The organism is Mesorhizobium sp. M0166 (assembly GCF_040322255.1).
In the GTDB taxonomy this organism is placed as follows: domain Bacteria; phylum Pseudomonadota; class Alphaproteobacteria; order Rhizobiales; family Rhizobiaceae; genus Mesorhizobium.
The window spans coordinates 351,041-364,443 of the sequence record NZ_JAMYTD010000002.1 but is presented as its reverse complement, the minus strand read 5'-3'; the positions used below and the strand labels follow the sequence as shown (position 1 = coordinate 364,443).

General features: G+C 58.4%; 12 protein-coding genes and 3 pseudogenes. 9 read left to right on the top strand and 6 right to left on the bottom strand.

Annotated elements, in window-relative coordinates:
* Positions 1–254: 254 nt before the first annotated feature.
* On the bottom strand, positions 255–1,325 hold the full coding sequence (gene gmd, locus NKJ46_RS04120; protein ID WP_023718702.1) for a GDP-mannose 4,6-dehydratase: 1,071 nt from the start codon (positions 1,323–1,325) through the stop codon (positions 255–257).
* A gap of 131 nt (positions 1,326–1,456) precedes the next feature.
* Positions 1,457–1,774, bottom strand: a pseudogene (locus NKJ46_RS04115) (nodulation factor ABC transporter ATP-binding protein NodI); the annotation flags it as partial.
* 1,630 nt (positions 1,775–3,404) lie between these two features.
* On the opposite strand from NKJ46_RS04115, the pseudogene NKJ46_RS04110 reads away from it, so the two are divergent.
* Positions 3,405–4,130 (top strand): annotated as a pseudogene (locus NKJ46_RS04110) (nodulation protein NodZ); the annotation flags it as partial.
* Here the strand turns inward: NKJ46_RS04110 and NKJ46_RS04105 are convergent.
* Positions 4,109–4,294 carry an SAM domain-containing protein gene (locus NKJ46_RS04105; RefSeq protein ID WP_352662209.1) on the bottom strand — a complete coding sequence of 62 codons (186 nt, stop codon included), beginning with the start codon at positions 4,292–4,294 and terminating at the stop codon, positions 4,109–4,111. The pseudogene NKJ46_RS04110 and the gene NKJ46_RS04105 sit on opposite strands and share 22 nt — an antisense overlap.
* A 1,668-nt stretch (positions 4,295–5,962) precedes the next feature.
* On the opposite strand from NKJ46_RS04105, the pseudogene NKJ46_RS04100 reads away from it, so the two are divergent.
* Positions 5,963–6,313 (top strand): annotated as a pseudogene (locus NKJ46_RS04100) (DNA polymerase ligase N-terminal domain-containing protein).
* A 50-nt stretch (positions 6,314–6,363) separates the two neighbouring features.
* A complete protein-coding gene (locus tag NKJ46_RS04095) occupies positions 6,364–6,819 on the top strand; it encodes a hypothetical protein (protein ID WP_352662206.1) in 456 nt (151 codons plus the stop codon).
* Positions 6,820–6,887: 68 nt separating this feature from the next.
* Here NKJ46_RS04095 and NKJ46_RS04090 read toward each other — a convergent pair whose 3' ends face one another.
* Both NKJ46_RS04090 and NKJ46_RS04085 read right to left on the bottom strand, forming a co-directional pair.
* A complete protein-coding gene (locus tag NKJ46_RS04090) occupies positions 6,888–7,187 on the bottom strand; it encodes a hypothetical protein (RefSeq protein WP_352662203.1) in 300 nt (99 codons plus the stop codon).
* A gap of 95 nt (positions 7,188–7,282) precedes the next feature.
* The gene (locus NKJ46_RS04085; protein ID WP_352503877.1) at positions 7,283–8,038 is read right to left on the bottom strand and encodes an SDR family NAD(P)-dependent oxidoreductase; all 756 of its coding nucleotides are present in this window, start codon (positions 8,036–8,038) and stop codon (positions 7,283–7,285) included.
* A gap of 190 nt (positions 8,039–8,228) precedes the next feature.
* Here NKJ46_RS04085 and NKJ46_RS04080 point away from each other — a divergent pair, with 190 nt between their 5' ends.
* The 6 genes from NKJ46_RS04080 to NKJ46_RS04055 all read left to right on the top strand — a co-directional run bounded on the left by NKJ46_RS04080 (position 8,229) and on the right by NKJ46_RS04055 (position 12,321).
* Positions 8,229–8,801: a L,D-transpeptidase gene (locus NKJ46_RS04080; protein ID WP_352503876.1), complete on the top strand. Its 573-nt coding sequence runs from the start codon at positions 8,229–8,231 to the stop codon at positions 8,799–8,801.
* A gap of 199 nt (positions 8,802–9,000) precedes the next feature.
* Positions 9,001–9,135, top strand: coding sequence for an ABC transporter (locus NKJ46_RS04075; protein ID WP_352503875.1), 135 nt, complete (start codon positions 9,001–9,003; stop codon positions 9,133–9,135).
* A 148-nt stretch (positions 9,136–9,283) separates the two neighbouring features.
* On the top strand, positions 9,284–9,856 hold the full coding sequence (locus NKJ46_RS04070) for a hypothetical protein (protein ID WP_352662404.1): 573 nt from the start codon (positions 9,284–9,286) through the stop codon (positions 9,854–9,856).
* A 199-nt stretch (positions 9,857–10,055) separates the two neighbouring features.
* A complete protein-coding gene (locus NKJ46_RS04065) occupies positions 10,056–10,643 on the top strand; it encodes a protein-S-isoprenylcysteine O-methyltransferase (RefSeq protein WP_352662401.1) in 588 nt (195 codons plus the stop codon).
* Between the two features lie 11 nt (positions 10,644–10,654).
* A complete protein-coding gene (locus NKJ46_RS04060; protein ID WP_352662200.1) occupies positions 10,655–11,434 on the top strand; it encodes a hypothetical protein in 780 nt (259 codons plus the stop codon).
* Positions 11,431–12,321: an SDR family NAD(P)-dependent oxidoreductase gene (locus NKJ46_RS04055; RefSeq protein ID WP_352662197.1), complete on the top strand. Its 891-nt coding sequence runs from the start codon at positions 11,431–11,433 to the stop codon at positions 12,319–12,321. The genes NKJ46_RS04060 and NKJ46_RS04055 overlap by 4 nt, the downstream gene beginning before the upstream one ends.
* A 380-nt stretch (positions 12,322–12,701) precedes the next feature.
* Here the strand turns inward: NKJ46_RS04055 and NKJ46_RS04050 are convergent, their stop codons facing one another.
* Positions 12,702–13,373, bottom strand: a complete 672-nt coding sequence (locus NKJ46_RS04050; RefSeq protein ID WP_352662194.1) for a Crp/Fnr family transcriptional regulator — start codon at positions 13,371–13,373, stop codon at positions 12,702–12,704.
* Positions 13,374–13,403 lie beyond the last annotated feature (30 nt).

The following is a 13,403-nucleotide window of genomic DNA, read 5'->3' as shown; positions in this document are numbered from 1 at the left end:
CGCGCCAGCGCCCGTCGCTTCACCCGCCCAGCAGGGCACAACCCACGCCGGAAACGACCTCAAAACTGGATAGAAACTGGGGGCAACGTCAGGGCAAATCCACCCCCGGAACGAACTCACGACTGGATAAAATTTGGGGGAAACGTCAGGGCGGCCATAACTTTGCAGTCTTCAGACGCGAGGCGGCCTACAACAGCGCTGCTCACCATGCTTGTGGCCCGCGACCCACACGGCTTTTCCCTTCAGATCGTACATTATGCTTCCTTCATGATTACCGATGTCTGCATGACCTTGAGGTCTTCCCGCACCATTTCCGCGGCGAGCTCGCGCACGGATGTCTCATGCACCCAGCCGAGCTTCTCCTTCGCCTTGGTGGCATCGCCCAGGAGAAGATCGACTTCCGTGGGGCGGAAGTAGCGTGGGTCTACCTGGACTAGGCATCTGCCGGTCTCGACATCATAGCCCTTTTCGTCGACTCCCTCACCACGCCATTCGAGCTCGACGCCGACATCTTCGAAAACCCATTCGACGAATTGGCGGACAGGGGTCGTCTTGCCCGTCGCCAGCACGTAATCATCCGGTTGATCCTGCTGCATCATCATCCACATACCACGCACGTACTCACGCGCATGGCCCCAATCGCGTTGAGCATCGAGATTGCCGAGATAAAGCTTGTCCTGCTTGCCGAGGTAGATAGCAGCGGCGGCGCGGGTGATCTTGCGCGTCACAAAAGTTTCGCCGCGCAGTGGGCTTTCATGATTGAAGAGAATGCCGTTGGAAGCATGGATACCATAGGCCTCGCGATAGTTGACCACGATCCAGTAGGCGTAGAGCTTGGCGGCGGCGTAAGGGCTGCGCGGATAAAAGGGCGTTGTTTCGTTCTGCGGTACGGATTGCACGAGGCCGTAGAGCTCTGAAGTCGAGGCCTGATAGAAGCGGGTCTTGTCCTTCAGACCGAGGAGGCGGATCGCCTCAAGAAGTCGCAATGTTCCGATACCGTCGGCGTTTGCTGTGTATTCCGGCGTTTCGAACGACACCTGGACATGGCTCTGAGCGGCCAAGTTGTAAATCTCGTCTGGCTGGGATTCCTGAACTACTCGGATGAGATTAGTCGCATCAGTGAGGTCACCGTAATGCAAAATTAGGCGCGGATCGGGATCGTGCGGGTCTTGGTAGATGTCTTCGATGCGACCCGTGTTGAAGGAAGAGGAACGTCGTTTAATCCCATGAACGACGTAGCCTTTTTCCAGCAGAAGACGCGTGAGATAGGCACCATCCTGTCCCGTTATGCCCGTAACCAGAGCAACTTTCCTGTTCTCGCCCATTTTCTTCCTGCTCTATGGTAGTTGAAATTTCGAATCTGGCTCGCCACACCGGCGGCCCGCCTCATACCCTATGGTAGGATTTCGACAGATGTGGCGCGGAGCTCGTCATTGACAGTGTCAGCCAGCGAGCACACCTGCTCCTGCTTGGAGGCATAGCAAAACAGAGTCTCGCCGCTAACCTGCCTAAGTCGCACATGCGGCCTGAGTGCCGAACTCAGCTCACGGGGTGAGCGACATAGATTTCAATCACGTCGGCACCCGATTTGCTCATCAATCAGCGAGTTAGGACGCCCTTCTGGGATTCTATATCCGTTCTCAAGCACGCACAGTCGGTTGCATAGCCGCTCCGCTTCTTCCACGAAGTTGGTGGCCAGTAGAATCGTATTGCCCTGCGCCAGCAGGGCACGTAGCCGTTCCCAGATAAAATGGCGAGCATGTGGGTCCAAGCCACACTAGAACTCCACCATCCCTCTTTTGCGCTGACCAAGTAATCTTTGCCTGCTTCAGCGTCTTCTAATGGAAATTGTTTTGATCAGTGAAATCGATTGTTTGGATGAGGTGCATCCATAAAATGGATTGTTTGACGGGCAGCGCGGCACATCGGCGGCACAAAGTCGTGGGCGCGAGGTTTCGCTCCGCGCGAAGGCAAAGTTCGTGGCAGTCGGGGGCTTTGGGCGAACCGCACATCTGAGACGGCGGCGAAAAGCCGGGTAGGGCATTACGCATTGACCTCCAAGGAATTTCGGGCGCGCTAGCCCGAAAACGGTGGCTGGGCTTCAACGATGGGCGGGACGAGGCGACCATCAACCTGTGATTCATACTGTAGGCGATCGCAGTGCGGCGAATTTGAACGGCCGCCTTCTCGCCATCGCATCCGGCTACAGGTGCCGAAGATCTTCTCGATCCGAGTACAAATTCTGTGGATCGGTTGGTTCCAGGCGTCAAGCTCTCGGCCTCGTCGCGCCCCCACATAGCGGTTGCGACGATGCGCGGCCTTCCACCCTTGGCGCGCCCCGCGCCGCCGAGATGATTGCCTCGGTAGGCGCTGTCGGCAAACACTTCGCCGGGATTGTCGGGCGGAGCATCAGGAACGGCGTTGCCGTCCTCGGTGTGGGCGCCGTGACGGCGATCTCCTCGACAAGGGCCGTATCGGCGTAGGCACCGAAATGGGCTTTGAAGCAATGAAACGCTGGTCGGCGCTTGTACTTGACCCAATGGCCCTCTTCATCATCTTCGCTGGCCGAGGCGATGATCGCCGCATCGACAGGCGTGCCGATCTTCACCTGGATCGCTGAACTGGCGGGTGATCTCGGCGAACAACAGGGTCATGAACCTCAAGGGCCTGTCGAAAACGGACGAGAGCGGGTTCGCACAGGTGTCCGCTCTGACACCGAGAACCCGCAGAACCGTCGGAACGATCCTCCACATGGCTGCAGACGCCAAAATTCCTCTCCCGGCCATCGTCGCACAGCATCGCGTGCCAGTCGCTCAGTCCAGCCGGCTCGAAAGCTATCCGGCAGGAATTGCGCCATGTTGGCGCACTTGAAAGCGTCAGAGGGCGCCGTGTCGCATCTTTCGATGGGACCGGACGCCATGATGGCCATAAATGACGTGGATGGCCTGCACCTGACATTCGACGGCTGGCGGGTCCTGCACATCCGTCCGTCAGGAAACGCCCGCAAATGACATGTTACGTTGACGCAGTTAAGAATTGGACTTGAAAAAGGGACTTTGTGGACTGCCTCGCCCGGTTGTTTCGCTTAGCAAAGCGCGGCCCCACGTCAGCAGAGGCTCATGGTCAAGGAACGCCTTAGTATCCATCACATGGATGGGCCACATTCACGCAATCAATTTTACACATGTCGCCGGGCGCATTAGAGAACGCTGAATTTAAACCGGAAGCGAGTGTACCCGGCGTCAAGATTTGCGAGCGTCACAGAGATAAGGATAGGCAGTGCTGAGGAGCTCTTCTGCCCCATGCGCAGCCTCTACCAAATCGCCCGGCGTAACGGTCGACTAGTATCGATTAAGAGATCCCAAGCCAGATGCAACCTCGTCTCTGAAACGAGATTTCCGAAAATGCAGGTCAGTGGATTGGTAAAGCGCAGGTTCGTCGTCTCTCAGAGGCGTACGGGGTTCGGTGATTGTCTGTGGTCGCTGGCGGCCGCTTGGCGCTACGCTCAGCGGTCGGGACGAACGCTAGCCGTCGACTGGCGCGGGTCCTGCTATCTCGACCAACCCTTCACAAATGCCTTTCCGGTGTTCTTCCAACCGATCAATGACATCGCTGGCGTACCGGCTATTTGCGACGACCGGATCAACGACTTTTCCTTCCCGGGTCCATTCTTCCCGGAGTGGTGGAATAGGCCAGCGATCGACTGCCTTTACCGCCCAGATGAGCAGATTTTCCAAGAGCGCGACGAGTTGGGCGAGCTCTTTCAGGCCGAACACGATGTCGAAGCGAACACAGTAGTGTGTGACGCTTGCTTGATGTGGCGCTGCGATGAGGATGCCGAGCGGCAGGTCTTCCAGAGTGTCAAGCCTCGGTCTGAAATTCAAACACGCATAGATGCCATTTACCAAGAATGTTTTGAGGGGCACAGCATCATCGGGGTTCATGTTCGACATGGTAACGGTGAAGACATCATGGACCATGCGCCCTACTGGGCCGATCCGGAGTTCGCCGTTCGACAAGTGTGCACTGCGGTTGATAAGGCTAAAGCGTTACCGCACCCCAAGCCTGTGCGGCTGTTCTTGTGCACGGACAGCGCGCAAATCCTGGATCATCTGTCGGCCAAGTTTCCCATCGCGGCAAGCAGCTTGCGACGATGGCCGACGAGGGTGACGCCGAGCTCCTTGAGATCTTCGGCAGTCAACTCGCGCAAGGTTTCAGCGTCGACCGCGTTGTCTTCAAAGGCTGCAGCGTATTGACCAAGTCCCAAGCTGCGCAGCCAGCTGCCAACATCCATGGGTCTCCCCCATCGGAATTCGTCACGGCAAGTTGTTTCAGTCTACCTCAATATGCTGCAGAGCGAGCATAAAAACTCCAGGACACTGCGATGCCTTCGGTCATTTCTCGAGCGCTTGGCAATGCTGGGAGGATGGTTGGTGGGACTCCAGCCGCCAGATTGGAACAAGGCGGACCTTGCACGATCAGAATGCGAAGGTCCGGGTCGGGTCATTAGCGTGAATTTGGGCGAGCGCGAAAGAGCTTCCGCTTAGGGTCGTGAGCCGATATTCAACCGCGAAGTTACCCAACATTTTGACCCAGCGCAAAGCTGCCCCACCACAACCCCTGTAGAACATTGATCGCGGGGGCCCCAAGGTGGCGGCTAAAACCGAACTGACCCAATCCTAAGTGGCGAGGCTACGGCAATGGCTGCTGCCTTTTGCCCTCTTGGCTCCCAGATCCGCTGCGCAGCGCTTTTTGGCCCGACCTCACGAGATTCGGCTCTCATTTCGTCGCGGCCCTCCGGCCAGCCCTTCGCGAGCGTAAGGTCGGACATCGGAACGAAAGGCGGATTCGCGAATTCTACTGCTAGATAATTGGAATCGTTCGCCCATGAGGCTCGCGACCCTGCACCTTGAAACTGCGAGATACGGCGACGTATATCGCGCCTCAAGGCTTGCCCAGCTGAGGCGGCAAATGGTGAGGCACATCGAGCGCACGGACGCTTCGGCGCAGAAAGTCGAGCAAGCGCTGGCCAAGTTGGCCGAAGCAGACGCACTCATGGACCGGCTCGCGCGGCATCAGTAGCCCAACCTCATGCCCGCCTTCGGATCGGCACTATGTGCGGATTATGCGGTCCGTACGTCATCACTGCTAACCTTGCTCTCATTAAGCGGTTCAATGCTCATTGTCGTGGGCCTGGTCACGCAATGTCTGTGAGCGGTAACTATGCGTTCAAGCCGATGCCACTTCGTGGCACGGCTCAACTTATTCGTTCGGCGTACGGGCGGGAGAATGGCCATTGACAGGCAATGGTTTTGAAAGGCGCGAAGGGCCGGAGCCTAATCGTTCCTCCGCTTGGGCCTGGGCGGCTCTGCTGCGCTGTTCGGGACCGGGGCTCTGCTGCTGTTCCTGACTACGCGGGTAGCCGTCCCCGCGTTGCTCTTCGCCACCGGGGCTGAGACCGTGGTGATGTGCCATGTCGAGAAGCATTTTTGCTCCGCGGCTTGAGCATAGGGCGGATAGCACTGCACGATGGGGATTTGATTCGTCGAGATGCCGAATTGTGCCATCGCGTCCCCATCATGATCGAGCGGGAAGGCACTAATCAAATCCCGATCCGCTCGGCTCGGCGTATGCCGATGGGCTCGCTTTAAACGGCATTTTCCTGCACCCGCACCGGTCTAACTCCGTCGGGCGCGATCCGATGAGGCTAGGCCGGATCGCATGGACAAACCTTGACGGAAGTCAGTTTTGGTCCGGACTTCGGCAGCCGTTATCTTTGGGTTACTCTGATCATCGTGCGCTTGTTGAATGCTGACGGACATCAAGCGTTTAAGGGGACTTCCCAGCAATGATCCTGGACCCTGCGCAAGCTGGCGACAGCCGCTAGTCGAAAAACATCGCGGCTAGCACCACGCAGAGCAAGGCGAAAACCGAACCAGTGCGGCGCCAGGCGAACTGAGCCATGGTGCTCGAAGCCTATCGGCAAAAACGCAACTTCACGGCCACGCCTGAACCGAAAGGCAAAAAGGCGCGCAAGCGAGGCAACAGGTTCGTTATCCAGAAGCACGACGCTCGGCACCGACACTATGATTTCCGGCTGGAGATGAACGGCGTTCTGAAAAGCTAGGCCATCACAAAGGGTCCAAGCCTCGTTCCGGGCGAGAAGCGGCTGGCGGTGCGTGTCGAGGACCACCCGTTCGAGTATGGCGACTTTGAGATCTACGTGCGGAATTACAATGAGCAGCGCCAACGGCTGGCAGCTGGTGCGACCAATGCTCGGATCACCCTTGAGATAAAGATCGCACGGGATTGAAGCCGAGCGCCAACGCAACATTGACTTAGTAGTCAAGGGAGTCATTGGGGATGACGACGCCCGGACGCATTGCCGAACTGAAAGGTCGACGCATCGAGGCCGAGGCAGAACTCGCCAATCTTGAAGAGGCGCCATCAACCCTTGCCGTACATCCAGCGGAGATAGAGAGGTACGTCAAAACGGTCGATGAGCTCGCTTCGGTCTTAGCTCATCACGCCGAGGCGAATGACGATCAGGGCGCGCTGGTGAAGAGCTTCCGCGCGCTCGTTCACAGTGTGAGGGTTCATCCCAAAGGGGCGCGACAGGGTATTGAGCTCGAGGTCAAAGGCAAGCTTGCCGCCCTTATCGGCGGCGACACATTTCCCCAAGCGCGCGATGCTGGGGAACGCGCGGTGGCCGAGGAGCGCCACAGGCAAGATCCCACTATTGCGTACGATAGTGGGTTTAGGGTGGTAGCGGGAGAGGGATACCGCCAATACAGTGCTGCTACTGAATTCACTTGCTAAATCGAGTCCCTGCGCCTGTTGGCGGTTCGAATCTCGTGCTGTGCGCCACTTTACGATTTTGCGCGATTTCATACCCTGCCGCGGACGGATGCCGCATCACGCCGCCGACAGCCGCACGTGGAACTTGCTGTCGGTTGCCGAAAATTGTGGCAATCCGGACAGACCCGTCGAAACAGGGTGTAGGCTTCCGCCTCCTGGGTCACAACCGCTGTTTGCAGGGTGGCCATGATCTTCTTGCCGTCGTCGATCGACAGGCCCAGGTCTCCTTCACGCAGACGCTCATCGCTTTTGTCGATCCGGACCTCTCGGCGACAGATGTCGCCGAATTCGTTCGTCCCTTCGATCGAAATCGTCCACTCCATTCCCATCACTACCTCCGAAACCAAAGAGATGGTGATGGCCCAGTCGACGCTAACAAATCGTGGCCGCGCTCACCCCAGAGAAGTCACCGGTCTCCACTGCACTAATGGGCGGTGTAAGCTCCGTCCACCAGATGGTAGCTCCCAGTGATAAAGCTGGCCTGGTCGGACAACAGGAAGCACACAAGAGCCGCTACCTCTTCCGGTTTCCCGCGCCTGCCCATCGGCTGAAGACCCGCCATGCGCCGGCTGGCTAATGCCTCCATTTGCTCCGATAAAAGAGGCGTTTCGATCCAGCCGGGGCCGACGACATTGATCCGGATGCCCATCCTAGCATATTCAATCGCCGCAACCTTGGTTAATCCAACGACCCCGTGTTTCGCTGCCGTGTAAGCGGACGCAGTTGGCAAGCCGACGGAACCGAGAACGGAGGACATGTTCACGATGGCACCTCCGCCTCGATCCAGCATCGCGGCGATTTCGTACTTCATGCTGTAGAAAACGCCATTGAGATTAACGTTTATCAGTTTGTGCCAGTTGTCGAGCGGATAGTCTGCCGTTGCTTTTCGAATGCCGTCGATACCTGCATTGTTTACCGCCATATCCAGTCCGCCGCATTTCTGGACAGTGAACTCGATCAGCTTTTCCACTGCTGCCGCATCCGTGACATCTACCGCAAAGTCGTAGGCCCTGCCTCCTTGCGAGCTTATTTCGGCGGCTGTGCAGCGCGCGGCCTCGGCATCAAGGTCGGCGACAACAATCTCGGCTCCTTCTTGCGCGAGTTGCCGTGAAACAGCCGCACCTATTCCGGAGCCTGCGCCGGTCACAATCGCGACTTTACCATGGAAGTCAGGCTTCATCGGCTCTGTCCTATGCCATTTCTGACATAACCGAACAGAGGCAGACGGTCATCGCAAGAAGTTTCGCTCCAATTCGCTTGTTTAATCCTGTGAATTCATTTTTGCCACCACACAGCGAGACTTGGCCCGCAGGCCTTGGAATGGTAGAGACGAGGGCGGCGGTAGATGACCAGTTTCCTAGCAGGTACAAATGGAAGAACACCACATTGCGCGCCGGGGGCTCGTGCTGGGTAGTCTGGCTCTGATGATCTCCGGATGCACGTCGATTTCATCCGCGTTCGGACCAAGGCGTGGCCTGAATCCTCGTTACCGACGGCAGCATGTGCGGTACGACGGAAACGAGCCGGCCGGAACGATCGTCGTCGATACTTCGCACCGTTTTCTCTATGCCGTCGAGTCTGACGGGTGGGCGACGCGCTACGGCGTTGGCGTCGGCGAGCAGGGACTTTCGTTCAAGGGTACAGCGACCGTCGGCCGCAAGGCGGACTGGCCGTCGTGGACACCCACCGCCAGCATGATGCAGCGCAAGCCGCGCCTGGTGCAGTATGCAGGGGGGGTCCCTGGCGGACCAAACAACCCGCTTGGTGCGCGTGCCCTTTATCTCTATCGAGACGGGCGCGACACCCACTTCCGGATACATGGTACAAACGAGCCATGGACGATAGGCACAGCGGTATCGAACGGGTGCATCCGTATGATAAATGACGACGTCATTGACCTCTACGACCGTACTCCTTTGGGCACGACGGTGGTGGTTGTTTGATGGTGGGCAGGCCTGATCTCCGTTGGATGGTGAACCCTGCCAGCACGTCACCGCAAAGGTGCCGCCGGCAACCGGGTACCAACTGTGTCATTTCTGCACTAGGCGTTGGTGTAGATCGCAGCTAACTTCGTGGGGCTGCATATCGTTTTAGTTGTGGCGATTCTATAGGCTATTCCGCCCCCGGGGAAAGGATTGCTTGATGAACAGGATATTGATTGCAATGGTTGCTGTGCTCGCCGTTGCCAGCCTGAGCGGCTGCGCGAACGACTGGATCGGCAAAGGAAAGGGTAAGGCTCCGGCACCCGCTCCGGTAGAGCAACCAGTGATTAAGTAAGGACCGGCTTGTATGGGGAAGGGGTGCCAAGCCCTTCCCCATACATACGCAGCCGGGGCTTTGGCCGGCTTCATAGCGTACGGCGCGGTTGGCGGGCATAGGCCGTTATTAGGTCTGTGCTTTGTGAAGTTCGGGAATGGACGCGGCGATGACGCTTCTAAGTAGCCGTCTCTTGCTTGTGGCGTTGGTGGCCCTCCCGGCAGCGGCATGTCAGACGAAAGACCTGCCGCCCCAGCCGAATTTCGTATCTTATGCCGATGGCGGAGCTGCGCCTCAAAAAAACGACGAGCGGTACTTCATCGAGTTCCGCTCCCGCTACGCCCTAAGCTACGGCCACACCTACGCAGTTTTTGGGCGCCTGGACCGGGCCGGGAGAATGATCGATCCCCAAGTCGCGGGCCTTCACCCGGCTTCGAACAGTGCGGTTCCCTATGTTCTGGGCCATGTCGTGCCGGTGCCAGCCGAAACCGGGTGGAGCGACGGTGATCTGGAAGAACCATACAGATCCGCAAGCTGGCAAATCATATTGACCCGGGCCGAATACGACAAAGTCGTTGCCTACATCCGCAAGCTGCAGGCGAGCTCGCATGTCTGGCAGGCGACGGTCTTGAACTGCAACGGCTTCGTGGCGGACATCGCGCATTCCATGGGATATAAGACTCCCGCCATTCAGCTCCGGCCGCAACAATTCATAACCGAGCTTCGGGAGATGAATACATAACCAAAATTCGAGGGATGAATGGGACCGAATGCGATCGGTACTGCCCTCCGGCTTTCGCGTCTGCGGATTAACTCGGGGAGGATCGCTGCGCCTGAAGGTCGGCCGGTGACGAAATCGAGGCAATGGGTGAAGTGGCCATACTCAGGGGCAGCGGCTACAGTCGCGATCGCAGAAAGGGCGCCGGTGACCTGAAGTGAGCATTGCGGCAGCCTCACTTGGCGAGGTCATTTGGGTGATCGGCATCGTTGCTTGGTACGTGATTCGGTATCCTTTCGAGCGCCGGGCGAGGCGCGTGCGAATTGTAACTGGCTACCGCTCACGTTCGGACATCGTCGGGCTTGCATCTGCTCTGTTCGGCCTCGCAATCCTGCCTGCCTTCTATGTTGTCACCGGCATGCCCGCAGCGGCTGACCACCCGGCCAGCGTTTGGGCCGTGGCTCTCGGCACAATCATCTTCTGCTCCGCGCTATGGGTTTTTCGCAGATCCCACAAGGAACTTGGCCGGAACTGGTCGATTACGCTGGAGATTCGCGAACGGCATGAACTCATCTGCGCCGGACCATACGCCTTGGTCCGCCACCCGATGTATACCTCGTTCCTGCTCATGGGCCTCGGCCAGGTCTTTCTGCTGGCGAACTGGATTGCGGGCATATCGGGTTTGATTGGGTTCACAGTCCTTTTCCTGCTGAGAGTGGATAAGGAAGAGCGTATGATGCTGGAGAATTTCGGCCCGCAATACCGTGCCTATATGGAAAAGACCAAGCGAATAGTCCCTTATCTTTATTAGAGGTACGTTTGATGCGAGGCCGAGCCCTCAAGCTTTCCGCGCCCCGGCGCCTTGTTGGCGATCTGATGAGGTTTTCGATCGGCGTGCCACGGGTCGCGGTGCAGCGTCAGATGAACCTCGGCCCACTCGTAAGGGCTAGAATGGCGCAGCAGACCAGGCCCTCCTGGACCGCGATCTTCCTGAAAGGATATGCGCTTCTTGCCCTAGAGATGCCGGAGCTGCGGCGCGCCTATGTCAAGTTGCCCTGGCCGCAGCTTTACGAGTATCCGGCAAGCGTAGCCTCGATTGCCCACGAGCGCGAATATGATGGCGAGCCGGCCGTTCTGCTGAGCTGCATCAAGTGCCCGGAGCGCTACTCCATCACGGAACTTGAGGGATCCATCCATGCGGCTCGATCACGGCCGATCCTGGAGGTCCCGGAGTTTCGGCGTGCCTTGCGGGTGGCAGGTGCGCCCGCGCCAGTCAGGTGGCTGCTTATGTGGCTAGGGTTGAACATCGCCCGGCAAAGGGCAAATTACTTCGGTACCTTCCAACTGTCCGTCTATTCTGGTCTCGGTGCGGAATCACTCAACCCGCTGACACCACTGACCACGCTTCTGAACTACGGTCCGATCGGCAAAGACGGATCGGTGAATGTCCGCATCCACTACGATCACCGGGTTATGGATGGAGCGAACGTCGCACGAGCACTGGAGAGATTCGAAAAGATTCTGAACGGCACTGTCGCCAATGAAGTCTTGCTGCTCGGTCAAGGTGTTTCCGCTCCTGCAAGACAGAGGAACGCGACGTGATTTCGCACTGTGAATTCCGGCCAGCTATCGTCGTGATTGGCGGCTCGGGTGGAATTGGCCGGGCGATTGCGAGCGTCGCTGCAAGGGAGCGCGGTGCGGTTGTGCTGGTTGCCCGCTCGCCCGAGGGTTTGGCCGCCGCGGCGTCTGAGGTTAGGGAGGCGGGCGGCGAGGCATTCACGCTCGAGTTGGATCTCGTGGCAGGCGATGCGCCAACGCGCCTGGAGGGCTTTCTGTCCACACACGGCCTGGTCTGTGATGTCCTGGTCAACAGCGCCGGCTATGGCCTGCGGGGCGCGACGACGGCGCTGCCTATTGATGGTCAACTGGGCATCATCGATCTCAACATACATTCCCTCACAGAACTGACCCTCCATTTCCTGCCGGGAATGGTGGCGCGCCGACGGGGCGGGGTGCTCAATCTCAGTTCCGTGGCCGGGTTCGTTCCCGGGCCTTATATGGCTCTGTACTTCGCTAGCAAAGCTTTCGTGCGCTTCTTCTCAGAGGCGCTTCACCAGGAATTGCGCCGAACCGGTGTGACGGTCACATGCGTTGCACCAGGCCCGGTGTCGACAGAGTTTCTCGCAAGATCAGGCGCCAATCAGACGGTGCTCTTCAACATCTTGCCCAAGGTGGATCCGGAGTATGTGGCCGAACGGGCGTGGCGAGGGTTCAAATCCGGTCGTCGCCTCGTCGTACCGGGAATCTCGGGCAAGTTGGCTGCCCTTGCGGCAGCGCTCCTGCCTTCAGCAGCGCTGCTGCCCCTGGTCGGCCGGCTGCAACGCGGCGGCAATGATCAATGTCCTTGCGGTTCAGGTATGAAGTTCAAGAAATGCTGCGGTACCCGCCAGATTCAGCTACGCCGGGGCCCTCGGGGAATTATCCCCTGACCGGACCAGCACGCCCGCTCGCTATTTCAGAAGTCGCCGATGGTCTTGGCAACGACCAAACGCTTTCCACCTGAACCGTTGCTGCGCTCGTGCATGAAGTCCCTCTCGGCCAGCGAGACAAAAGCCAAACCTTCCAGACCCTACCGCCCTCCAAGTGACCGCCATCTCGGCGCGGCCAGCGCTCGTTCATCTACTCGACTCTTCGAGTCACAGACGGCTCAGCACGGTCACTGCCGACGATGCAGCCTGCCAGCGAATGGAACCGGGTACAGCAGCCCATGTCCGAATTCTGATGCCAATAAAGCCATCGTCCGCCGCTATTTCGATATGTTCAATTCCGGTGAAAGGTGCGGTGCCCCCCGCCGCAGCGACAGCCTTCGCTATTCCTTCTTGTCGACCAGCGCCCGTAGTGCCGAGACGTCATGCAGCAATAACCTGCTGCCGCGCTTTTCGATCAGGCCTCTCTTGGCGAGGTCGCTCATTTCGCGCGAGACCGCTTCCCTGTGCGTGCTCATCGTTGCCGCCAGCTCGGAATGCGTCGGTGCCGGGCTTATGGATACCTCGCCGTCCACGAGTGCGGCTTTCTCCGCCCGATGCAGGAGCTCGACGATCAGCCGTTTTCGCACGACCAGAGTGCTGTATTCGAATACCCGCTCGGTCATGCGCCGGAGCTGGGCAGACAGATGCTCAAGCAGCATCCAGGCAAAAGTCGGGCGGGTCATCACGATATCCCGGAATGCTGTGCCGGACAGCCGTGCAGCGCGGGTTGCCTCCAGCGCGACTACGCTGGCAGAGCGTGCAATCCCGTCAATGCCTCCGAGCTCCCCGAAAATGTCACCCGGTTCGACATCGCGATACGCTATCTCCCTACCGTCCGCTGAAACCAGTGTCACGCGAGCCCGTCCTTCCAGCAGGAAGAAGACATCGCGACCAATGTCGCCGTGGGAAATGATTAGCTCGTTGTGTCGATAGCTGCGCTCGTGCCACCGTTTGGTCAGCGCGGCGAGGTCGGCATCGCAAAGTCTTGAGATGAAGGCCAGAGAGCCTGTCACAACGGTCTCTTGTTCAATCAAGTGTACTTC

Bases quoted from the DNA above. Each gene is read 5' to 3' on its own strand.
- gmd (WP_023718702.1), bottom strand. From the start codon at position 1,325: ATGGGCGAGAACAGGAAAGTTGCTCTGGTTACGGGCATAACGGGACAG.
- NKJ46_RS04105 (WP_352662209.1), bottom strand. From the start codon at position 4,294: ATGGATGTTGGCAGCTGGCTGCGCAGCTTGGGACTTGGTCAATACGCT.
- NKJ46_RS04095 (WP_352662206.1), top strand. From the start codon at position 6,364: ATGACGACGCCCGGACGCATTGCCGAACTGAAAGGTCGACGCATCGAG.
- NKJ46_RS04090 (WP_352662203.1), bottom strand. From the start codon at position 7,187: ATGGGAATGGAGTGGACGATTTCGATCGAAGGGACGAACGAATTCGGC.
- NKJ46_RS04085 (WP_352503877.1), bottom strand. From the start codon at position 8,038: ATGAAGCCTGACTTCCATGGTAAAGTCGCGATTGTGACCGGCGCAGGC.
- NKJ46_RS04080 (WP_352503876.1), top strand. From the start codon at position 8,229: ATGGAAGAACACCACATTGCGCGCCGGGGGCTCGTGCTGGGTAGTCTG.
- NKJ46_RS04075 (WP_352503875.1), top strand. From the start codon at position 9,001: ATGAACAGGATATTGATTGCAATGGTTGCTGTGCTCGCCGTTGCCAGC.
- NKJ46_RS04070 (WP_352662404.1), top strand. From the start codon at position 9,284: ATGACGCTTCTAAGTAGCCGTCTCTTGCTTGTGGCGTTGGTGGCCCTC.
- NKJ46_RS04060 (WP_352662200.1), top strand. From the start codon at position 10,655: ATGCGAGGCCGAGCCCTCAAGCTTTCCGCGCCCCGGCGCCTTGTTGGC.